The organism is Prevotella sp. TCVGH, assembly GCF_023522295.1.
Taxonomy (GTDB): Bacteria; Bacteroidota; Bacteroidia; order Bacteroidales; family Bacteroidaceae; genus Prevotella; species Prevotella timonensis.
The window spans coordinates 1-23407 of the sequence record NZ_QFFX01000018.1 but is presented as its reverse complement, the minus strand read 5'-3'; the positions used below and the strand labels follow the sequence as shown (position 1 = coordinate 23407).

19 protein-coding genes are annotated in these 23407 nt (G+C 42.2%); 5 read left to right on the top strand and 14 right to left on the bottom strand.

The annotated features are described in order from the left end of the window. The first annotated feature begins 32 nt into the window (after positions 1 to 32). Both zwf and pgl read left to right on the top strand, forming a co-directional pair. Entirely contained in the window at positions 33 to 1529 is a 1497-nt protein-coding gene (zwf, locus tag DEM91_RS05075; RefSeq protein ID WP_249858200.1) for a glucose-6-phosphate dehydrogenase, read from the top strand. Continuing rightward, on the top strand, positions 1526 to 2236 hold the full coding sequence (gene pgl, locus DEM91_RS05070; protein WP_249858187.1) for a 6-phosphogluconolactonase: 711 nt from the start codon (positions 1526 to 1528) through the stop codon (positions 2234 to 2236). The genes zwf and pgl overlap by 4 nt, the downstream gene beginning before the upstream one ends. A 122-nt stretch (positions 2237 to 2358) precedes the next feature. Here the strand turns inward: pgl and DEM91_RS05065 are convergent, their stop codons facing one another. The 7 genes from DEM91_RS05065 to DEM91_RS05035 all read right to left on the bottom strand — a co-directional run bounded on the left by DEM91_RS05065 (position 2359) and on the right by DEM91_RS05035 (position 10389). Next, the gene (locus DEM91_RS05065; RefSeq protein WP_249858186.1) at positions 2359 to 3093 is read right to left on the bottom strand and encodes a metal ABC transporter ATP-binding protein; all 735 of its coding nucleotides are present in this window, start codon (positions 3091 to 3093) and stop codon (positions 2359 to 2361) included. A gap of 4 nt (positions 3094 to 3097) precedes the next feature. Then, a complete protein-coding gene (locus DEM91_RS05060) occupies positions 3098 to 3925 on the bottom strand; it encodes a metal ABC transporter solute-binding protein, Zn/Mn family (RefSeq protein ID WP_249858185.1) in 828 nt (275 codons plus the stop codon). Positions 3926 to 3946: 21 nt separating this feature from the next. Then, entirely contained in the window at positions 3947 to 4399 is a 453-nt protein-coding gene (locus tag DEM91_RS05055) for a YqaA family protein (protein WP_102188875.1), read from the bottom strand. Further along, on the bottom strand, positions 4384 to 5313 hold the full coding sequence (locus DEM91_RS05050; RefSeq protein WP_249858184.1) for a hypothetical protein: 930 nt from the start codon (positions 5311 to 5313) through the stop codon (positions 4384 to 4386). The genes DEM91_RS05055 and DEM91_RS05050 overlap by 16 nt, the downstream gene beginning before the upstream one ends. 157 nt (positions 5314 to 5470) lie before the next feature. After that, positions 5471 to 6739 carry a phosphoribosylamine--glycine ligase gene (purD, locus tag DEM91_RS05045; protein ID WP_249858183.1) on the bottom strand — a complete coding sequence of 423 codons (1269 nt, stop codon included), beginning with the start codon at positions 6737 to 6739 and terminating at the stop codon, positions 5471 to 5473. Positions 6740 to 6755: 16 nt separating this feature from the next. After that, the gene (locus tag DEM91_RS05040) at positions 6756 to 8915 is read right to left on the bottom strand and encodes a S9 family peptidase (RefSeq protein ID WP_249858182.1); all 2160 of its coding nucleotides are present in this window, start codon (positions 8913 to 8915) and stop codon (positions 6756 to 6758) included. Further along, positions 8908 to 10389, bottom strand: coding sequence for a class I SAM-dependent RNA methyltransferase (locus tag DEM91_RS05035; protein ID WP_036927364.1), 1482 nt, complete (start codon positions 10387 to 10389; stop codon positions 8908 to 8910). Before DEM91_RS05035 ends, DEM91_RS05040 begins: the two co-directional genes overlap by 8 nt. Before the next feature lie 517 nt (positions 10390 to 10906). Here DEM91_RS05035 and DEM91_RS05030 point away from each other — a divergent pair. Beyond that, the gene (locus tag DEM91_RS05030) at positions 10907 to 13150 is read left to right on the top strand and encodes an inorganic phosphate transporter (RefSeq protein ID WP_249858181.1); all 2244 of its coding nucleotides are present in this window, start codon (positions 10907 to 10909) and stop codon (positions 13148 to 13150) included. 422 nt (positions 13151 to 13572) lie between these two features. On the opposite strand, the gene DEM91_RS05025 is transcribed toward DEM91_RS05030, so the two are convergent. From DEM91_RS05025 to DEM91_RS05005, 5 genes are all read right to left on the bottom strand, one after another. After that, positions 13573 to 14388 carry a hypothetical protein gene (locus DEM91_RS05025; RefSeq protein ID WP_249858180.1) on the bottom strand — a complete coding sequence of 272 codons (816 nt, stop codon included), beginning with the start codon at positions 14386 to 14388 and terminating at the stop codon, positions 13573 to 13575. 127 nt (positions 14389 to 14515) lie between these two features. Then, complete coding sequence (locus DEM91_RS05020; protein ID WP_249858179.1) at positions 14516 to 15352, bottom strand: phosphatase PAP2 family protein; 837 nt, start codon at positions 15350 to 15352, stop codon at positions 14516 to 14518. Next, the gene (locus DEM91_RS05015) at positions 15353 to 15991 is read right to left on the bottom strand and encodes a CDP-alcohol phosphatidyltransferase family protein (RefSeq protein ID WP_249858178.1); all 639 of its coding nucleotides are present in this window, start codon (positions 15989 to 15991) and stop codon (positions 15353 to 15355) included. A gap of 31 nt (positions 15992 to 16022) precedes the next feature. Further along, a complete protein-coding gene (locus DEM91_RS05010; protein ID WP_249858177.1) occupies positions 16023 to 16496 on the bottom strand; it encodes a GtrA family protein in 474 nt (157 codons plus the stop codon). Further along, positions 16484 to 16954, bottom strand: coding sequence for a phosphatidylglycerophosphatase A (locus tag DEM91_RS05005; RefSeq protein ID WP_249858176.1), 471 nt, complete (start codon positions 16952 to 16954; stop codon positions 16484 to 16486). Before DEM91_RS05005 ends, DEM91_RS05010 begins: the two co-directional genes overlap by 13 nt. Positions 16955 to 17212: 258 nt before the next feature. Between DEM91_RS05005 and DEM91_RS05000 the strand changes: the two genes are divergently transcribed. Then, positions 17213 to 19759: a DUF5686 family protein gene (locus DEM91_RS05000; RefSeq protein ID WP_249858175.1), complete on the top strand. Its 2547-nt coding sequence runs from the start codon at positions 17213 to 17215 to the stop codon at positions 19757 to 19759. A 3-nt stretch (positions 19760 to 19762) separates the two neighbouring features. Here the strand turns inward: DEM91_RS05000 and DEM91_RS04995 are convergent, their stop codons facing one another. Both DEM91_RS04995 and DEM91_RS04990 read right to left on the bottom strand, forming a co-directional pair. Next, complete coding sequence (locus DEM91_RS04995) at positions 19763 to 20410, bottom strand: DUF4230 domain-containing protein (protein WP_232504121.1); 648 nt, start codon at positions 20408 to 20410, stop codon at positions 19763 to 19765. Then, complete coding sequence (locus DEM91_RS04990; protein WP_249858174.1) at positions 20391 to 21068, bottom strand: DUF4230 domain-containing protein; 678 nt, start codon at positions 21066 to 21068, stop codon at positions 20391 to 20393. Before DEM91_RS04990 ends, DEM91_RS04995 begins: the two co-directional genes overlap by 20 nt. A 298-nt stretch (positions 21069 to 21366) precedes the next feature. Between DEM91_RS04990 and DEM91_RS04985 the strand changes: the two genes are divergently transcribed. Then, positions 21367 to 22929 (top strand): phosphatase PAP2 family protein, encoded by a 1563-nt coding sequence (locus tag DEM91_RS04985; protein ID WP_249858173.1) that lies wholly within the window; start codon positions 21367 to 21369, stop codon positions 22927 to 22929. Positions 22930 to 23407 lie beyond the last annotated feature (478 nt).

The window sequence follows — 23407 nt, the reverse complement described above, 5'->3', positions numbered from 1 at the left end:
TCACCCAGAATAGAAGTATGAACAAAAACATGATGAACCACTTTGCTATGATTATATTTGGCGCTTCGGGCGATTTGACCAAGCGCAAATTGATTCCAGCACTCTATACATTGTATAAGGAACAACGCCTTACAGGTAATTTCTCTATTCTCGGGGTGTCCAGAACCAAATACGATGATCAGTCATTTCAAACCTATATGTGGGAAGAAATGCAGCACTTCATCAAAAAAGAGCTGCAAGACGAGCATTTGATGCAGGAGTTTGTGACGCATTTGCACTATCTTCCCATGGACCCTGCAAAGGATGAAGGATATGAAAGGATGAAGGAAAAATTGATAGCGTTGACTAAAACCAATCAACCAGACAACCTGTTGTATTACTTGTCAACACCGCCATCTCTTTATGGAGAGATACCTAAGCATCTAAAGGCAGCAAAACTGAATACCAAAGGCTCGCGCATCATTGTGGAAAAACCATTTGGGTACAGTTTGGAGTCAGCTCAAGCGCTGAATGCTATCTATGCTTCAGCGTTCAAAGAGCAACAAGTGTATCGTATTGATCACTTCTTAGGAAAGGAGACTGCACAGAATATTTTGGCATTTAGATTTGCCAATGGAATCTTTGAACCGTTGTGGAACAGAAATTATGTGAATTATGTAGAGGTGACCGCCGTTGAGAATTTAGGTATTGAAAACCGTGGAGGCTACTACGATTCGTCTGGGGCTTTACGCGATATGGTGCAAAATCACCTGATTCAATTGGTGGCATTAACTGCAATGGAACCTCCCTTGTATTTCGATGAAAATAACTTTAGAAATGAAGTCGTCAAGGTTTACAATTCTTTGAAGCCCCTTACAAAGGTAGATTTCGATGAACACGTGGTGCGTGGTCAATACACTGTTTCTGGAGATAAGAAGGGCTATCGGGAGGAAAAGAACATAGCACCTGGGTCACGTACAGAAACTTATATTGCCATGCGTTTGAACATTGACAATTGGCGGTGGAGTGGAGTACCTTTTTATATCAGGACTGGAAAGCAAATGCCAACCAAGGTCACGGAAATTGTGGTACACTTTAAGGAGACACCTCATCAGATGTTTACACGAACAGATGGCACTCATCCTCGTCCTAACAAACTCATTCTGCGCATACAGCCTAATGAGGGCATGGTTCTAAATATTGGAATGAAAGTTCCTGGAGCAGGCTTTGATGTGAAAGAAGTTTCTATGAATTTTACTTACGACCAGTTAGGAGGAGCTCCAGTCATGGATGCCTATGCCCGACTGATAGATGATTGTATTCAAGGCGACCCCACATTGTTTACTCGAAGTGATGCCGTAGAAGCATCGTGGAGATTTTTCGACCCTATCTTAAAATATTGGAATGAGACCTTAGAGGCTCCTTTGTATGGATATCCTGCAGGAACTTGGGGACCTTTAGAGAGTGATAAGTTGATGAGTGACCATGCTGCAGAATGGACGAATCCATGTAAAAATTTAACGAACACAGATTTATATTGCGAATTATGATTACAAACGTATTTCCAAACCCAACAGAAGCGGCTCGTGCACACGTAGAACGCATACTCAATCTAATCAAGGCAGAAGATCAAAACGAATATCATATAGCCCTCAGTGGCGGTAGTACACCTGCGCTCATGTTTGATCTTTGGGCAAAAGAGTACACGCATCTTACGCCTTGGAAGAAGCTACGATTCTACTGGGTTGATGAGCGTTGTGTGGCGCCTGATGATGCTGAGAGTAATTATGGTATGGCATATCAGCACTTACTCAGTAAGGTGCCTGTTCCAGAATCGCACATTTATAGAATTGATGGCGAGAATAAGCCAGAAGAAGAGTGTAAGAGATATTCGGAACTGGTTAGTAAGAAGACGCCTCTCGAAGACGGACTGCCCGTTTTTGACATTGTGTTATTGGGTGCAGGAGATGATGGACATACCTCTTCTATCTTTCCCGGACAGGAACACTTGCTGACTACTTCGGAAATTTATGCGGTAGGTGTTCATCCTGAATCAGGACAAAAACGAATTGCGCTCACGGGAAAACCCATTATGAATGCCAAGCATGTGATATTTTTTGTTACAGGCGAAAAGAAAAAATCGGTAGTCTTGGCTATTAAAGGTGTGGGCAATAATGGTCCTGCTGCTTATGTCGCACATCACGCAAAGCATGCTGTTGAAATCTTCACAGATAATGCTGCTGCAGATGAAGGATAGGCTTTAAGTGGGTGGCACAAAGGGTGCGTTCACTTCAAGTCGTCTGTGCTGTCTGCTGTGGCAATGCAGTAAGATAGTGAATGCCTTTTGCTATGGCTTCAAGTTGATGCAGCAATCCTTGGTTAGAGAGACTTGTGCCAGCTCTCATCTAATAGCGAATGTTGATGAAAACAGCCCTGCAAATCCTCTGCTGAAAGGTCGGAAGCCACATGATAATCGAGCTTTCGGTTGACATAAGCTATATTTTGAGCATTCTGTAGCACGGCTCCAATATCATGGCTCACTAAGAGAATGGCGCAATGGCGATGAATCTGATGCAGCATCTCGTACATTTGCGTTTGGAAATGCCGATCAATGTAGGTGTTAGGTTCGTCTAAAACTAAGACTGTGGGATGAGAGACAATGGCTCGTGCTAAGAGAACACGCTGTAACTGTCCACCGCTCAAGGTTCCAATCGCACGGTTGCGAAGCTCGGAAAGCTGCATCTTTTCTAAGGTTTCGCTCACCATGAGGTGATGTTTGGCGGTAAAGGGGTGAAACAATTTCTTTTGGTTACTTAAGCCAGATAGCACTACTTCTTCTACAGAGATGGGGAAATCAGGGTCGATGGCATTGTATTGCGGCAGATAGCCCATTGTTAATTGCTTAACAGGCTTCCCTTCTTTATAAAACAAAAGCTGCCCTTTCATTGGCTTTTTAAGTCCGAGAATCAATCGTATCAGTGTTGTTTTGCCCCCTCCGTTAGGACCAATGATGCCTAAGAAGTCGTGTTCATCAATGGTTAAGTTGATGTTTTTGAGAACGACTTTCTTGTCATAAGCTGCAAATACGTTATTTAATTGAATAATGGGTTGCATTACACTATTTGATTTTTGAGGCAATGAGTAACATTTGTTCGTGCCAATGCGCACTCAAAGGGTTGATGGTAGTCGTGTCTACTCCCATTGATTTACTGATGAGTAGTGTTTGGCGAGAGGCAAATTCCTTTTGAATAAAAAAGGTCTTCACATGGAGAGCCTTCGCTGTCTGAATGGTCTCTTTTAGCTGTGATGCGCTTGGTTCTCTGCCATTTATTTCTATTGGAATTTGTTGTAACTGATAGTCGTGTGCGAAATAGGTGAGGGCAGGGTGGTAAATGAGGAATGCTCGGGATGTTTTCTTTGCTAATAACTGGCGGATTTGTTGATCGGTGGTGTTAATTTTTTGAAGGAGTTTATCTAAATTCTCTTGATAATAAGCATTGTTTTTCTTGTCAATCTTTGCCAAAGCTTGATAAATATTTCGAGCAATTTGAATGGCGTTTTTGGTACTCATCCACGTATGTGGGTCGCTGACATTTTGCCCTGTCCTTACGGGTTCAATGCCATAAGAAGAGTCTATGATGAGGGTATGCGGAGCATTTTGTTTCAGTTTGGTCATCCAAATGCGTTCAAATCCAATATTCCCCACCTTAATATATAAGTCACTATTCGCCAATTGAATCATTTGTTGCGGCGTTGGTTCGTACGTTTCGGGGTTTCCGCCCTTCGGAACCATTGTGTTGACCTCAAAATAATCGCCAGCTATCTGTTCTGTGAAATAGCGTAAAGGTTCTATGGTCACAGTGATTTGCCGTGCCTTATGTTGAGGTGCATGTTCACAGCCAACGAGCGTCAGTAGTAAAATGCCTATCCATATAATTTTATTCATTTGTTATTCGATGATTGATGTTTATAAAACTAAATTCATACTATAGATAATGAGCAAATATCTCATTACCTTTCCTACCGTGAAAGCTAAGGTGGTGAGCCAAATGTTGGACCTTACCAAGCCTAAAACGATAGCGATGGCACTGCCTAAGATAGGAAGGAAGGCAAAGAATCCCATCCAAACGCCATACCTACTTATCAACTTTTGTGCTTTTTCAAGCTTTTCAGGTTTCACATGTAGGTACTTCTCTATCCAGTCGAAGCGTCCCAACGTACCAATGTAATAATTGAGAAGAGAGCCAAGGACATTACCTATGGTGCCATAGATGATGAGCGGAAGCGTATTAACTCCTGCTGCCATTAACCCCATCATGACGGCTTCGCTACTGAAAGGCAATACCGAACCTGCTAAGAAGGAGGCGAGAAACATGCCCCAACAACCATACTGTACAAGTAAATCTATGAATGCATCCATATTTGATACGCTGTGATGATGAGGGTAAGGGTGACGATAACCAAAGAGGTTATAGCGGATAGTCGTGAAACTGAAAAGGTTAAATAGTGCCCAATGAATGGAGCGACGCTCACAATGAGCATGGGAAGCAAGTATGGATAATGCACAGGTTGCAAAATAATGAATGCTATTGTGCTTATCATCATCAACGCAAAGGAAGCAAACAGCAGGCGAATCCTTATTTTTTCTTTTGAGCTATTGGTGATGAAATAAAGAAATCCTATGATGCCAAGAATGCTTATGAAACCGAATGTTATTAGTTCTATATGGGTAAGTTCGTTCAGATGGGCAAGTGTCCCAAACGTACAAAGTTGCTTGAAATGGTCGATAAGAAGTTCAAAGCTACCTTGATAGATATAATACCCACTCAAAAACCAGTAGGGAGTGATGACGCCAATGAGGGAAGCAAAGAATGTTCGCCAACTCATCCCAACGATGTAAAACCGCAATGCAAGCCACCAAAGAGGCAAAAGGAATATAGCTTGGACGAACCACACACTGGCTAATCCAATGAAAAAGAATGCATTGAATACGCTGCCAATCGCCATTTTGTTTTGATAAGCCTTGAATAAATAAAGATAAGTCAATGCCATACAGAGTTGGATAATACCACTTTCTATATCAAAAAATAGTGGTAAGGTACTCGCACTCATGATTAGGAACGAACAAGATAGCATTCTACTATATGTTCGTATCAGCGCATGTTGGTTGTTAAGCTCTGCCATTACAACGGTGGTAACGAGCATGAGGATAAATGGAACCCACAGCTGATGTTGAAAGAGTCCGCCAAATAGCCAAATCCCACATGCGTAAACAATCGTAAGTGGGAATGCATAACGGCTACAAGCTATCTTGTGTTGTAATCTGTTTGCCATGAATAAAACCAATCTACCTTATTTCCATATCTGCAAGTTGATGCATTGTGCGATTTTCACACCGCATGATTGTTCACTTGCATATCTATCTTTCAGCGAAAAGACGTTTTTGCTTGACACCTTCCTTGTCTCTGTTTGTGTGCCAAATCTTGACTTCTTATATATCTTGCCCAATATCTTTTCTAAAGTATTTATCTTGAAATTGAATCTTTTGGGCTATTTCAAAACTCTTTTTTAGCGCGTCTTCTTTATTTTTACCATAAGAGGTAACTGCCAAAACTCGCCCACCTGCAGTTACAATTTGATTGTTTTCCCGTTTTGTTCCACTATGAAAAACGATGCTGTCTCCTGTTTCTTCAAGCCCAGAGATAGGATATCCTTTGACATATTTTTGTGGATAACCCCCACTAACGAGCATGATACAAATGGCAGCTCGTTTGTCAAAGGTGACAACACGCTTGTCTAAGTTGCCTTCTGCAATGCCCTCAAACAAATCGACAAGGTCGCTTTCAAGTCTCAGCATCACGCTTTCTGTCTCCGGATCGCCCATTCTACAGTTGTATTCTATCACCATGGGTTCGCCTTTTACATTGATTAAGCCAAAGAAGATAAAGCCTTTGTAGTCGATACCTTCTTCAGATAGTCCCTTTATCGTTGGCTGAATGATTCGTTCCTCCACCTTCTTCATCCAGTCATTATCTGCAAATGGGACCGGTGAGACGCTGCCCATGCCGCCTGTATTCAGTCCTGTATCGCCTTCACCAATACGCTTGTAATCCTTTGCTTCTGGCAAAATTTGATAATGTTTGCCATCGGTTAAGACGAAAACAGAACACTCTATTCCACTTAAATATTCCTCTATGACGACTCGTGCCGACGCTTTTCCAAACATCCCACCTAACATTTCCTTTAATTCTCGCTGTGCTTCTGCCAGCGTAGGGAGTATTAAAACGCCCTTACCAGCACATAGTCCGTCGGCTTTTAACACGTATGGAGCCTCTAAAGTCTCCAAGAAGCGAAGTCCTTCATCTAACGTCTCACCCGTAAAGGTGTGGTATCGGGCGGTTGGAATATGGTGGCGTTGCATGAAAGCCTTGGCAAAATCCTTGCTACCTTCCAGTTTTGCCCCTTCTTTCGATGGGCCTATGACCACGGTGTCTTTGGTTCGAGAGTCATTTTTCAACGCATCGTAGATGCCATTCACAAGTGGATCTTCGGGTCCAACGACAACCATTTCAATCTTTTGGTTGCAAATAAAATCTTTGATGGCATCGAAATCGTTCACCTGAATGTCGACGTTGGTGCCTACTTCACTTGTTCCAGCATTGCCGGGAGCGATGAATAGTTGTGTCACTCGTTTGCTCTGTGCTATTTTCCAGCCCAAGGCGTGTTCTCTTCCGCCACTACCTAATAATAATATCTTCATGCGTATGTTTCCTTTTTTATTTCAGATAATCTTCAAAGTACTGTGTAATGCGTTCGTGGAGGTGAACACTTTGGTGTCCTCTCATATTGTGTGGTTCACCTGGATAGACGAAGAAATCGGGTTGAGTGCCTTGTTTGATACACTCAGCAATGAACGACAAGCAGTGTTGAGGCACTACCGTTTTGTCGTTAGTGCCTTGAATAATTTGTAACTTTCCTTTCAAATTCTTGGCTTGTGGTATCAAGGAAGTCTTGCTGTAACCTTCGGGATTGGCTTGCGGTGTGTCCATATAGCGCTCTCCATACATCACTTCGTACCATTTCCAATCAATAACAGGACCACCAGCAACACCCACTTTGAAGGTTTCGGGATAATTTGTCATCAGCGAAATGGTCATAAAACCACCGAAACTCCAACCATGCACGCCTATTCTGTTGGCATCTACGTATGGCAAAGTCTTCACATATTCAATGCCCTTCATTTGGTCTTGCATCTCTATCTGACCTAATTGGCGGAATGTTGCTTGTTCAAAATCCCTTCCTCGCCGCTCACTTCCTCTGTTATCGAGTATGAGGAGGATGTATCCCTTCTGTGCCATGTAAGTTTCCCAACTGCGAGAAGCGTAATGCCAACGTGCATCTACGTTGTGTGCATGAGGTCCTCCGTACACATAAAGCACCAAAGGATATTTCTTGTTTTCATCAAAGTTGGCTGGTTTCACCATGCGATAGTACAAGTCGGTCGTGCCGTCAGCGGCTTTGAGAGTGCCACATGTAAAGGTTGGTACTTGATATCCTTTCCACGGATCAGCCGCTTCAAAGTACTGGGTGCGCTTTCCGTTGGCAGTATTGACAATCTCGATGTTGCGTGGAACGGTGGGTTCGCTGTACTTATCTACGATAAATGTTCCGGAAGGAGATAATGACGGACTGTGATAGCCACGCCCGTTGTCCAACAATCTGCGCTTTCCAGTCTTAACATTCACGGTGTATGTGTTGGTTTGCAGCGCATGCTTTTCGGTAGAAGTATAGACAATCGACTTGTCTTTTACGTTGAATCCTATCACGTCCAACACCACCCATTTGCCTTTGGTAAGTTGTTTTACCAACTTACCGTTTGATTGATAGAGATATAAATGGTTGTAACCGTCACGTTGACTTTGCATGATGAAGAGGTTGTTGTCCCAAGGTAAGAATACAATGGGGTGCTGCGGCTCTACATATTTATCGTGCGTCTCTCGGTAAAGCTCTGCGATTTTCTTGCCTGTTTGCGCATCGTAGCTCACCAACCGACAGTCATTTTGGTCTCTATTCAGCTCAAACATATAGATGGTCTTGCTGTCTGGACTCCATGCAATGTTGGTAAAATATCGGTCGGTGGGGTCACCAGCCTGCAAAGTAACCGTCTTTTTTGTGGTTAAATCATACACTAACACCGTTACCTTGTGACTTGTCTCGCCTGCCATGGGGTATTTGTCGGGCTCGCATTTCGCTATTCTACCGAAAATGTTCACTTGTGGGTAATCAGCCACCATGCTCTGATCCATGCGATAGAATGCCAATTTCTGTCCATTGGGTGCCCAAAACATACCTTTGTGTATGCCAAATTCGTCACGGTGTACGCTTTGACCATACACGATCTCACGACTTCCGTCGGTTGTCAACTGGGTGTCGTTGCCATCAGCGGTGCGGATAAAGAGTTGATGACTTTCAGATTGGATATAAGAGGTAGCCTTTGAAACAGGATTCCATTCAGAAATTTCCTCGTTAGCAGTACTCCCTTTCCATACTGTTTTGTGCGTTTTCCAATTGTATAAACATCTCGTAGTGCCATATTGTAGTAATACCAACGACTTGTTAGGATAAGGGAAAGAGACGTTGTATAAATCTTTTATCTCGTTCGCATCATTGGTTGTGGCATGTTTTTTTATGTCTTCTAAGGTAAAGAGAGGCGTTTCCTTGCCCGATTTCTTGTCGATAACACAGCATTGGTTAGCGTCTGTGCGAATCAGTTCATCGCCCCACCATGTAGTGTAGCGATTTTCTGGGACGAACTTTCGATAGTTTTTCCCTCCAAAGTTTAACTCTTCGAGTGTGAATAGTTTTTGTCCCATAACCTTTTGTCCACCTACGAATAGGGCAATGAGGGTAAGAAAACTGAACCAAGTTTTATTCATAATCGTCTATTTGATAATTCTTTCTTCCATGTTCTTTACCACCTCGTTTACCAAATGACCGTCCACGTCCGTCTTTGTCAAAGCGTTTCTTGCCTTTGTAAGCAGGCATATCATCATTATCATACGAGCGATCGTTGCGACGGTTACCGCCTTTTTTGCGCTCGTCTCTTTCCTGTACTCGTTCTAAAGAATGAAATTTGAACGAACGGATGTCCGCAATTTCGTTCTCTTCGTTTTCTTCTAAGCGTTTTTTGAACTCGCGATTTTTCTTAAACCGATGCTTCTCAGCCATCGCCTTCTTCTCTTCTGCAGTCTTTACAATGCCTCCTTCTGCACGGAAATCCTTCATTCTGCCACCGAAAATAGCATATTTTCTAAACTCACACTCTAAGCTTCCGTTGAACACAGGAATTTTGATAGACGGCTTGAGCCCTATCTGTTCAAAGCATTCCTCACGATAACTCAATATCCACGCATCGTTCCCCATGAATTCATGTTTCAGTCGTTCGCCAATCATCTTGTACGTTCCGAGCAAATTGGGTGTGGAGATACGCTCACCATACGGTGGGTTTGTGATGATGATGCTTGGTTGTGAGGGCTGTGTAAAGTTCTTAAAGTCAGCCTGTTCTATTGTAATATCTTTTGTAAAGCCTGCAGCTTTTGCGTTCAATCGTGCAGTATTCACGGCTTTCATATCAATATCATAGCCATAGATGTGATGCTCGAACTCCCTTTCTTGCGAGTCATCATTATAGATATGGTCGAAAAGTTCTTGGTTAAAGTCAGGCCATTTCTCAAATGCAAACTCCTTTCTGAAGATGCCAGGACTCATGTTTCGAGCAATCATGGCAGCTTCTATCAGTAGTGTACCACTGCCACACATGGGGTCAATGAAATCTGTTTCACCCTTCCAGCCTGTCATCATAATCATTCCGGCAGCCAACACCTCGTTCAAAGGAGCCTCTACTGACTCTTGGCGATAGCCTCTTCGATGCAATGACTCGCCACTCGAGTCCAAAGAAAGTGTTGCGTCGTCCTCGGCAATGTGTATATGTAGCCGAATATCTGGATTGCTCACCGAGATATTTGGACGTGTTCCTGTGTTTTCACGGAATTGGTCTACGATGGCATCTTTCACTTTATAGGTAACAAATCTTGAGTTTCTAAACTCTTCAGAATAGACAACAGAGTCTACCGAGAAAGTCTTTCCTTGTTCTATGTATTGACTCCAGTCTACATGTTTCACCTCTTCGTATACATCCTCTGCACTCCGTGCTTTGAAATGTTTAATGGGTTTGAGAATCCGAATAGCTGTATGGAGTTGGAAATTGGCACGGTACATCATTTCTTGATTGCCCGAAAACGACACCATTCTGCGTCCTATCTGTACATTGTTTGCACCCAGTTGGGTTAGCTCTTGTGCCAAAACAGGCTCTAATCCCATAAAAGTTTTGGCGATGAGTTCAAATTCCATTTGATTGAATTGATAATTAATGGTTATATTGAAAAATGTGATTTAATTCTTTGTTGTAGTGTTCTCTTTTGAAAGGGAATGTCAAAAAAGCCTGCAATGACATTCGTTGAGCGTTTTTCATGTATTGCAGACCATTTCTCTTTGTACTTGCAAGACCACATGCTACCCAATAATACTTCAAGTGCCTTACTTGAAGGGAGGGGGTATCTGTTGCGTTGACTGTTGCGCAGGCTGTTGAGTGAAGTGAATGTTGATAATTGTTCTACCGTGCGTCTCAGCGTATGAGTGTAATTGGCATGACTCATCTCTATGTCTTGTCTCAATATTTTGTGTACAAAGATACAATATAAAATTGAAATCATCCCATAGAGTAGTCAATATTTTAAATATTTTCGTTCGTCACACAATTGTAATATGTGTTTAAAAGTCTTGTAACATCGCTCTATTAGTTTTGCACCAGAAATCAGGATGTCCAATGGCAAACTGAACAAAGATTATTCATTTTTAACTGATATCAATGTTAACAATTTATTTGTGCATCGTCGTTTTTCTGCTTTGTTTGGCAGTATTTGACTTGTTTGTAGGTGTGTCCAACGATGCTGTCAACTTCTTGCAGTCGGCTGTTGGTGCTAAGGTTGCCACATTCCGCACCATTCTCATCGTTGCTTCTTGTGGTGTTATCTTGGGTGCGGTGATGTCCTCGGGTATGATGGATGTGGCTCGTCACGGCATTATGAATCCTGCCCAATACAGTTTTCACGAAGTGATGGTTATCTTTTTAGCCGTGATGGTGACCGATGTCATTGTACTGGACATCTTCAATACCTTGGGAATGCCCACTTCCACCACAGTTTCTTTGGTCTTCGAGTTATTGGGAGCAACCTTTATGGTGGCAACCATTAAGATGATAGGAGATGACAGTTTGGCATTTAGCGACTTGCTGAACACCGAAAAAGCCTTACAAGTAATTATCGCCATCTTTGTGAGTGTTGCCATTGCCTTTGTGTTTGGTGTTGTTGTGCAGTACATCACACGTGTGGTGTTCACCTTTAATTACCAGAAACACTCACGTTACACCATTGCTATCTTTGGAGGAATTGCTTTTACAGCCCTTGCTTATTTCATTTTTATGAAAGGGGTTGGAAAATCTCCCTACATACCCGAAGATGCTCAATCTTGGATTAACGGGCATATTGGTACATTGCTCATTTATACCTTTATAGGTTCAGCCATCGTGATGCAGTTCATGCATTTGGTAGGCGTCAATATCTTTAAGTTTGTGGTGTTGATGGGAACGTTTGCCTTGGCAATGGCTTTTGCAGGAAACGACTTGGTCAACTTCATTGGTGTTCCTCTCGCAGGACTTGATTCATACCAAACTTATATGGCACAAAGTAGCGGTGCTGCTCCCACTTCTTTCTTGATGACCAGTTTGATAGAGAGTGCCAAGACACCTCCTTTTTATTTGCTTTTGGCTGGTTTGATTATGATTGTGGCAATGGCAACTTCTAAGAAAGCCCACCGTGTTATCAAAACTTCTGTGGATTTATCGCGTCAAGACGAGGGCGACGAGATGTTCGGCTCGAGTGCGGCAGCCCGTAGTATCGTGCGTTTTACGCAGAATAGCAACACCTATGTGAGCAATATCATTCCTGAGCGTGTGCGAGGTTGGCTGGATAATCGCTTCAACCAGCGGTCTGTGACGCTCGATCATGGGGCAGCATTCGATGTGGTTCGTGCGGCAGTGAACTTAGTGTTGGCGTCTCTGCTCATCACTATTGGTACGAATTATAAGCTCCCTTTGTCAACAACCTACGTCACTTTCATGGTTGCCATGGGTTCCAGCCTTGCCGATCGTGCGTGGAGTAGGGAGAGTGCAGTGTTCCGTGTCACTGGAGTCATATCGGTGATTGGTGGTTGGTTCATCACAGCAGGCGTAGCGTTTGTTGCCTCTGCCTTGGTTGGTTTGCTCATGTACTATGGCGGCATTGTCATTCAGGCAGCCTTTATGGGCTTGGTGGTTTATCGATTGTTTAGAAATAACACTGGAAAATCGGTGGGTGATACCGACAAAGATAATAGTTTCCGCTTGATGATGCGAACGCAAGACCCCGTTATTTTGTGGGACTTGCTTAGCAAGCACGTGAGCAGAACCCAAAGTTATATGGCAAATTTTGCCATTGAACAATACAAAACGATTATTGAAGGCTTTGTGACAGACAAGCCCAGCTTGTTGCGACATGCTGCACGTGATTTGCACAACGAGAAAACCATTTTGTTGAAGTATCGTCGGCAAGAGTTACTGGCACTTCGCAAAGCACCGATGGACATTGCCATAGAGCGCAACACTTGGTTCCATGTTGGCATCAATGCCTCGCAACAGTATATTTATGTGCTGCGTCGTATGCTCGATCCGATTAAGGAACACGTTGATAATAACTTCACACCTATTACACCTGAATTGGTGGAAGAATATCAACCGATTTACAGAAAGGTGATAGATTTGATATCACAAACAGAGAAAACCATCGCAACAGGGCGTTTTGAAAATTATCGACAGGTACTGGATGAGGCAGAACAGTTTGAAACCGAACTGAGTCGTATTCGTAAGCAACACATCGACCGCATACAAATGGCAGAAGGAAACGAAACATTCCAGCTATCATTGGTGTATCTCAACTTGTTACAAGAGAGCGAACAATTGTTAACCAATATGCGTCATCAGTTGCGTGCAGCCAAGAAATTCATGGAAGGTCAATAGGACATAGCAAGAATGTTGCACTGTATGAAATACGGAAGAAAAACAGGTGATATGTAAAAATAATTGATTTTTTGAAAGTTGCAAAATAGAAAATGAAGACCGAGAAAATGCCGTTAAAAATGTGTTTTTCGGTCTTCGTTTTTGTTATCCCATTGAGTTAATGCCGCTATTACATGCAAATTGTGCCTCTATTCGCATACTTTAGTAGCCTTAATCCAATGACTTAACGCGCTTAAAGCATGCTTCTAATGAAGTTGAGAAAGGGTGAAAACAGCTTAATGCGCTGATAAACAGATGTTTGCAAAACTCGCGTATTTGCGAGCAAATGTACAGTTGGTGACTAAAACGCTCGTATTTTGAACGTATGTAAAAATAATTCAAAGTTTTAAGCGTTGGCAAATAGCACTTTTTGATGTGACCATTTAACGTAAGTAAGGCGATTGATATCTATCTTGAGCTCTTGGTCCAGACAAGATACTGAAAAGCATCTCAAGCAGATTGTCAAGCTCGCCTGAGGTGAATTTGCGCATCGGAAAGTCTACTTTTACACCAATGGATATTCCCGGTTTTATGTTGCTTGTTGTTTGTGAACTGGATACACCTTGTAAAGGTCCACTGTTAAAGCGGAAGTCGCAACGCTGATGTCCCCACAAACCAAACTGATAGTTAAAATCTACACATAGAGAAACCGAACTAAAAATGCGTAGGTCTAAGCCCACTTGTGGAACAATGCTTAATGCAGGACGCTGAATGTCGTAATTAACATCAAGTCCTGCTCCCCGATACTGATTGTTAGAAACGTAATATTTTTTACCTGTAGTACATTTTAAGTTAAGGAAGTTGGTTTGTGCAAAGGCTCCTGCGTATGCTTGAACCACCCACTTCTTAGGTAAAAAATAATATTTTGAACCGACTGTGAGACCTGCTGTGTTGACCCGTAGCAACCCGATATCTTGCGAAAAGTTATCCAGTAGTCCTGTTTGTTCAAAGTACACTCCACCCGAAAGCGTAAGTTTGGGCGTGAGATAATAATCGCCTTGAAGATAGAAGAGATTGCTCGATGCATCAGGACTGCTGTAAAAAGTGCGGTTATCAGAACTTTCTGTTTCTGCCGCTGAAGTGCCAATTCCTGCTTTCACGCTCCATTGTTGTTCCTTGTCGTTATCTTTGGTGGTAGTAGCCCATGTCGTAATAAACATTGGACACATGAGAAGTATAAAAAATAGTCGTTTGTCCATCTATGAATCGTTTCGTTAAAGTGAGACTGCAAATTTATGAAAAAAGTGTGTATGGTCTACATTTTTGGAACGAAATGTGACAGATAGAATAGCAATGATACTTTACAAAAGATTTGGGGTAGATGCGTTATTTTGGCGAAATAAGCTGCACATATTGCTTCATGAACTGCTGTATGGTCGGCATCTTTAGCAAAACAAATTCTAATATCCCTATTCCAACAAAGCAGGTGAGAATGCCCAACAGCACATCTATGACATAATGATGCCCACTATAAATAGCGGTGAACCAAATGCCCACACAAATAATGGCAAAAATACCAATGGTTGCCTTGCGCTGCTTGCTGATAATGGCATAAATAGTGGTGACTAACATGTAGGCTGCGTGCAAGGAGGGAACGGCAGCGAACACGTTGGAGTTTTTACCATAGAGGGCTTGGAATACTGGGATGCCCGTGAGTTGGTCGAAGCGTCCTAAGCCAGCAACATTGCCAGGGGTATGCAGTATGGGTTCAAAACCATATTGCATGACGTACCAGGGTGGGGCAGCAGGGTGGATGTAATAACCTGCAAAGCCTACAAAGTTGATGAGAAGAAAGGCGGTAGAGAAACGAAGATAATTCTTACTATCACCTTTTATATATAGATATATGCTGAATCCAATGGGCACAGGCACCCAACAAAGATAGAAAAAGCCTGCCAAGAGGTCGGCGACAGCGTGGTGGTGAAGTGCAAAAAACTCGTTGGGTGTCACGGTGCCAGAAGCTGTTACGATGCCAAACCACTGTTTCTCGGTTTCGTATAGTCCACGAATATCAATGGGATTTACCTCATAGTTGGGGAGGAGTCGCATGCAATCGTACGAACAACCAAAGATAGCCCAAGGCGTTAATACTAAGGCTATTTTGCGTGTCGGCTTATAGGCGAATAACGTAAGGTATAAGATGACGATGTAAATGCTGAACATTTATTGATTTTTGAGCAGCTTGTAGCAATGCGCTACACGCCAAAAAGCGGTGATGTTGGCTAATACGGCAATGAGAATCATGCCCCCTATGAGCCACCCATTGCTGTTAAAAATACCCGTAAGTATGGCAACGAGGGAGGTAACGACCACTCGTTCGGGACGTTGCATCAGTCCCACTTTGCACTCAATGTCAAGTCCTTCGGCTCTGGCACGTACATAACTCACCATGATAGAGCCAACCAATGCCAAGAAAGAGATGACACCAGCCCATGTACCTACGGTATTGAGAAGATAAAGTGTGAGACCAAAGAGCGAAAAGAGTTCGCTATAACGATCCAAAGTGCTATCCCAAAAAGCACCAAAGGCAGTGGACATGTTGCCTAAGCGTGCCAATCGACCGTCCATCATATCAAACAATCCTGAGAAAATAAGTATGGCTCCGCCCCATCCAATCATGGCATAACCCGCTTCAGGAGTGGCTTGTTCGCTGGCAAGGATAAACATCGCGGTGGCTAATACGTTTCCTAAGAATCCGATGGTGGTTACCATGTTGGGGGTGATACCTATCTTTATCATTCCGTGAATGATGGGATTGATGATTTTATAGATGCGGTCTTGTAAATAATCTCTGTACTTCATTTTTGTTTTGTTTAAGAGCTGGTGACACCAACTATTTGGATGTTGGTGCATCAGAAAGGTCACTATGGTGACGTTTTCTTCTAATTTTCTTTCTTAAGGGGATATAGTTGGACGAACGGAATACAAATAGTTTCTGTAATTGGTAATTCCATAAAATAGCAACAGCAATGGCAACAATAGCTTTGATAACGACAAAATTGATGCCAGTGAGCTCGGTTAAGGTTAATGTTCCAAAGGTATTGAGTCCAATACTTCCTGCCCATACTATCATATAGCGTGTGACAATACTCTTTTTCTTTACATCGTCTGGATGAAATACCCACTTATAGTTGATGAGACAGTTGATGATACCTCCCATCAGTGCTCCAGTAAACGTGCAGTAGCCATACCACAAGTTCACCAACTGAGATAGACCAACGGTGATGGAAAAGTCGACGATGGAAGCAATCCATGCCGACACTTGTGCCTTTCCAAACGTAACCATTGCATTCTTTAGATAGCCCATTGTATAATTGCTAATACGATTAGACTATAAGTACCTGCTAAGATGTCGTCTGCCATTACCCAAAAACCGCCTTGTCGCTGGTCCAATTGTCGGATTCCCAATGGCTTCAGAATATCAAAAAAGCGGAATAAACCAAACGCACCCAATGCAAACCATAAGTTGTTGGTGGGTGAGATAAGTAATGGAATCCACACTCCCACCATTTCATCAATGACAACACGCTTGGGATCTGGTCCCCAAAAAGGTTCCAGTTGGTTCGTTGCCCATGTGCCAATGATAGTACCAAGGACAATCAATGCCAAAGTTAGGATAAAAAGAGCAGTGGGAGAGAAGAAATGAATCATGCTTAGCCACATCAATGAGGCCAATAATGCACCTGCAGTTCCTGGCCCCCAAGGCCAGAATCCACTTCCGAATCCAGTGCCAAAGACTACGGCTAATAATGGCGGACGATTCATATTAGGGTGCAAAAATAACAGAAAAAATATTAATATCCAAAGAGTTTTCATTAAAATTGCAAGAATATGTATACCTTTGTATGTAGTAGTCGATGGCTCAAGAGCGTAAGAAAACTTGCTTCGCTTTTGGCTTGAATGGCATCTACTATCGCAAGCAAATGTGCTGTTCTTCGTCCATGATGCTGGAAGGAGATGCTGAAGAATAAGGAAAATAAAAGACAACGATACGTCTGTGCTATCAGATGAGGAAAGATATTGATGAAGGTGAGAAGATTAATTACATGCATGATATTGACGATGGCGATGGTGTTGACCGCCAACGCCCAGATTACAGGTGAAATTGTGGATACAGATGGCTATGCTATTCCGTTTGCCAGTGCCATGTATAAGGGCAATCATGTGGCTGCAGCCAGTGATATAGAAGGTAAATTTAGCATTCCCAGACACGAAGGGTGGGTGCTCACGTTCAGTTCTGTGGGCTTCAAATCGCAGACAATCAAGGTAGATGCGCACACTCCAACGTATCTTAAAATCGTATTAAAAGAAGATTCGAAAAGCTTAAATGAAGTTGTGGTGAAGAGCAAGAGAGGGAGGTACTCTCGGAAGAATAATCCAGCAGTAGAATTGATGAAGCGGGTGATTGAAGCAAAGAAGCAGAGTCACCTCGACAATTATCCTTATTATCAATACAATAGGTATCAAAAACTCACCTTATCGCTGAATGATGTCAAGCCTGAAGATATTGAGTCGGGCAGATTTGGTAAGTCACAATGGGTGTTGGATCAGATAGAAACCAGTCCTTACAACAACAAATTAGTGCTTCCTGTGTCTGTAGATGAAACGGTGACCCAGCACATTTACAGAAAAGAACCTAAATCAGAGAAAGAGATTATTAAAGGACAACAGAGTCAAGGAGTGAACAAACTCTTACAAACAGGCGATGCTTTGAATGTCATTCTGAAAGATGTTTTCCAGAGTGTAGATATCTATGACGATTACATCCGTTTGCTCCAATATCCGTTTGTCAGTCCGATAGGGCGTACAGCCATTTCCTTTTATCGTTATTATATAGAAGATACGGTGTATGTGGACAGAGACTTGTGCTATCATCTGCAATTCATTCCAAACAATCAGCAAGACTTTGGCTTTAGAGGTGAATTGTATGTCTTGGCAGATTCATCATTACATGTAAAAAAATGTAAGCTGACTATGCCTAAAAAGAGCGATGTAAACTTTGTAGAAAATCTACATGTAGATCAGGAATTTACACGACTTGACAACGGTGAATGGGTGCTGACGAAGGACGATATGTGGGCAGAATTATCCTTAACGAGTTTCCTTTCCAAGGCATTGGTGGTGCGAAATACGCGTTTGCACGATTATGCATTTGATGAATTGCCTAACAAATTATTCAAAGGACGATTGAAAGTCCGGCACGAAGCCGATGCAATGGTCAGAGATGACAACTTCTGGAATCGTTATCGAGCAGTGGAATTGACCAAGGGAGAGTCGTCTATGGATGCGTTTGTGCATCGCATGGAGCAATCTAAAAACTTTAAATGGTTGATAATAGGCGTTAAGGCTTTGGTAGAAAACTATGTGGAAACCAGCAGTAGTCAGCGTCCAAGTAAGTTCGATTTGGGTCCTGTGAATACGTTGATTTCATCGAATTTCGTAGATGGTCTTCGTTTTCGATTAAGTGGACGTACGATGGCAGCACTAAATCCTCACCTCTTTTGGAATGGTTATGCAGCTTACGGAACAAAATCTAAGAAAGCATATTATGGCACAGAACTCACTTATTCGTTGAATAAGAAGAAGAATTCGCCTTTCGAGTTTCCACAACGAAACCTTATTTTTGAAACAGCTTATGATGTGATGTCGCCTGCTGATAAGTTTTTAATTCATAACAAAGACAATGCTTTTATGGCTTTCAAGACGCAAAAGGTGCAGCAGATGTACTTCTATAACCGACAGAAACTTTCGTTTGTGTATGAGACTGATTGGGGTTTCAGCGTCAACAGTTCGCTCAAAGCCGAAAGTAATGAAGTGGCAGGAGATTTACATTTCATTCGTCTGACAGACGGTGAAGAAATGAACCAGATACGAACAACAGAATTGAAATTCGGAGTTAGATACTGTCCTGGGCAGACTTTTATCAATACAAAGCAGAAAAGAGTTCCCATCAACTTAGACAGTCCCGAGTTTACCTTATCACATACGGTAGGATTAAAAAACTTCTTAGGCGGACAATATCGCTTAAATTTTACGGAGTTAGGTATGTACAAGCGACAATGGTTGGGCAGCTGGGGCTATGTAGATGGCATCATCAATGTGGGTGCACAGTGGGATCGGGTTCCTTTCCCCTTGCTAATTATGCCACCGGTCAACCTTTCTTTCTTTGAACATAAGGAGACCTTCTCGTTGATGCGTAACATGGAATTTCTCAATGATCGATATGCTTTCTGGTCTATCTCATGGGACTTGAACGGTAAAATCTTAAATCGAATACCTTTGATTAAGCGGTTGAAGTGGCGCGAATACGTTGCTTTCAAGGGAATGTTTGGTACAGTGACCGACAAGAATAACCCCTCATTGAGTCAAAATCAAAGTCAGGACAACCTTTTTGTCTTCCCTGAAGGTTCGTACATCATGGATAAAAAGGTGCCGTATATGGAGTTGGTGGCAGGTGTTCATAACGTTCTTAAAGTCTTCTCCATTGATTTTGTTCACAGATTTAATTACAACGATCACCCAGGTGTCAACAAAAACGGTGTGAGATTTGGATTTATGATGAGTTTTTAGGTGTTACTTCTTGGGCTTCTGCATGTAGGGCGTATTTCTAATAATCACATTCTCATGTCCCATGGCTTTCATCAAACGGAAAAATTGTTGATTGGCATTGCGTTCAGCACTTTTGATATTCTGTTCTACAAGACATCTTTCTAACATCGCTTCATACGCTCTTTGGTACATATCATCGCGGTCTTTTGCGGTCCAGTCACCTTTTTCGAAGAACGAGGTGGTGCGGGCTTCGTCAATAAACTGATGATCCAGCAGTTTTATAGGAGGGAGTTGAACGAGAATAGAGTCGCCCTGAACACGGATGAAGTCCTTATCTGTGTCTTGCAAATCAATTCCTAAACGTAATGTTCCATAATAAATGCGTACCAATTCGGCATCTCCAAAGAAGCCATGTCTCACCGTATCGATGATTTCCTCATTATTGATAGCCAAAAACTCCCATTGCCCAATGTCTCGAATACTTTGTATTTGAGTAGGAGTAATGTTGATATCGTTATTGGGAGAGAGTGAGAAACCATTCTTGCTGGAGAAGAGTTTCCAGACAAAAATGCCCAAACACACCACCACGACTATTGCGATTGCAATCTTGAGTCGTGTCATCAATGAAAATCTGTGGTTACGATTGAACTGCTTATTTGGCATTGTTTCCATGTTCTATGGTCGTTTTGTCAAGTAAAGACTTGATGTCATTAAGTGTATAATGCTTACGAAAAGAGATGGTAATGTTTGACTCTTCAAACCCCATCTGTTCTATCATCGGGATAAGTGTCCTTGCAGCACTCTCACGTGCCATATCCATCATACCCATGGAAGGAATGTCTTTGATAATTGCCTCTCGTCCTTGCCGTTCGTAGGAGGATAATTCTTCATCGCTGAATCGGCTCCGAGTGAGGGCAACATATTGCTTTATTTCGTCGTGATTGATTCGTGTAGAGGTGAGAGTAACATGAGGGTCTGGTAAGATAATCTCGATTTTGTCACCTTGTCTTTTCACCTTGTCTTCATTAAAGTCAGCGAAATCGATATAAGCCTTCAGTGTTGCATCCATCGGAATGGCTATCTTTCGACTTCCCAATGGCAGGTTAATGCTAAAATCTTTTTTCATAAAAGAGCCATTTAGCTTCATCTTGTCATCATGGGTGATGATTTTATGAACCTTATATTCTGCGGTATATAGTTTTGAGCATTTCTGTATTTGCATCACCATCATGGGAATGGTGTCAATGGTTACCGTCTCTTGTTCTGTTTTGTGGCGAGAGCAAGAGCAGCATAGCATGAAGATAGAAAAGAGAATGAGCTGTAACCTCATAACAATGAATTAATAGTCATTAAAAAGAAATGGATAATGAACCAAACAATGACTGGTATTGCTGGCTTATATCCCTTATTCCTTGCACAAAGATAGCAAAATAATTTGATATCTGTCAATAACTTAAACGAATTTCATCATTGCTGAATAAAAAAACTTTGTGTAAAACAGAAAGATACTGTACCTTTGCACTTTATTTTGAAACAAATGTATGATGTGTAGAAAGTATCTACTAATAAACTTATTTTTTTATTCGTCTTCTCTTTTTCGGGGGGTTATTTTCATTCTGATGCTTTGTATGTTGGGCTTATGGACGCAAGCACTTTATGCCCAAAAGCCTGACTCTACTGCCAGTATGGTGCTTCCACGTCCGCACGTAAACGATAGCGTTACTACAAAAAAAGATTACAAGATTGATATCACCTATCAAGGGTTGGGATTCGTTGCCGCAGGACTTCTTATCAAATCACGGCAACATGATTTTAGAGAGATGCGGAACTTGTTTCAGAAAGACTATCATCAACCATGGGATAATTTTACACAATATGCTCCGCTCGTTGCCACTTGGGGACTTCATGCAGCGGGTGTTGAAGGACAAAGCTCGTGGAAACGTTTAGCTGCGAGTAATGCTATCTCGGCGATGTTCATGGCAGGTCTTACGAATACACTGAAGTACACCGTTCGTGAAAGACGTCCTGATGGTTCTTCCAGCAATTCTTTTCCGTCAGGACATACTGCGACAGCTTTTATGGCGGCCACCATTCTACACAAAGAATACGGACAAACGCAGAGCCCATGGTATAGTGTTGCTGGATATTCTATGGCTACCGCAACCGCTGTTGGACGCGTATTAAACAATCGTCACTGGGTGACAGATGTGTTGGTAGGTGCTGGCGTGGGTATTATAGCAACAGATTTGGGTTACTTCGTGACAGACTTGCTGATGAAGGGAAAAGGTAAAAAACGTAGTGTGCTAAAAGCTTTCTCTTCCAACGAACAGCAAAATCCGTCTTTTTTGGGCATCACTGTAGATGCTGGCATGGGTACTGAACAGCTTTCTGTTTCGCACGTTGCCGTTCAGTCTTCTACTTCTAAAAACTATCAAGTTGATGATCACGCTTTCGATTTACACCTGCATTTAGGAACAAATGTCAGTGTGAGTATGGAAGGAGCGTACTTCTTGAACAATTATGTGGGATTAGGAGGACAGATACGAGCTACCGCAATCCCTATCAAAGCGACCTTTGATGTCAATCCAGACAACTATCTGTCCATCGAAGGGGTAGATAAGCAGTTAATTGCCTCTTATATGAAGCTGATAGGAACAGAAGCTTATCCCATGGGATTGTTTGATTTTAGTGGGGGAGTGTATTTCTCTTATCCTATTTTTAATCGTTTGCGAGTTGGAAGTAAGCTCCTTGTTGGACGTAGAGTGATAACCGATCAACACGTTTATGCTGTTGCGCAAGTGGATGTAGATGATTTAAGAGCGCAAATCAACTCTATTCCAGACAACAACAAATTGGCGTTTGCCTCTCCCGAAATCAAAGCTCGATTGTTGAAAACGCTTGATAGTTGGGGCGACGGTCAGCAAGCTCGTGTCTCCGAACTGATGTCACAAGAGTCAACTCGTGCGATGGTTTATTCCACTGAGGCATCTCTAACTTGGGCTTATCGACCCGGTTTGTCTTTTAAGGGATATATCGGTTACGATTATTCTTCACCCAAGTACACCTTCCAAGCGAAGCACTCATTTCAGCAACAGGGAGAGCCAGTGGAATTAAGTCACACGCATACCTTTAAAAACAAGATTGCGTTGCATCTCTTTCATGCAGGATTTGGTATGTTTTTGTCATTCTGAACAGGAATAAAGCGTGTAACTTACTCGTTGTAACTTAAAAATTTGGCGTCATTATGTTTCGTTGGTAGTTGCGTCACAAATCACATTTTCCTCATTTTTTGCTGGTAAATTGATGCGTACTCTTCGAGAAAAACTGCCCCAACAACACTGTGTATATGAACTTGGAGGCATGCTGTTTGGACTGATTATAAATGCTGAATTATCTTTACAAAGTGCCTCTCAAAACTCGCGTGAAAACATCCAACAGCAAAGTTGGTCGCAAATACGCGAAATATGAGAAAGTTTTATAACCTCTTGTGATTGAACTTGTTACGTTTAGTCCTGCTCTTTTTCTTTCTGTTTTCACCATCTTTTTGCGATTAAAGCATTGAGTTAAGCCTGCAATTTGCATGCTTTAGCAATGCAACTAATCAGCGAAAATGAAGAAATATCGAAGTTGGTGTAAACTGACTGATAATGAGTAGGAAACGGAATAATT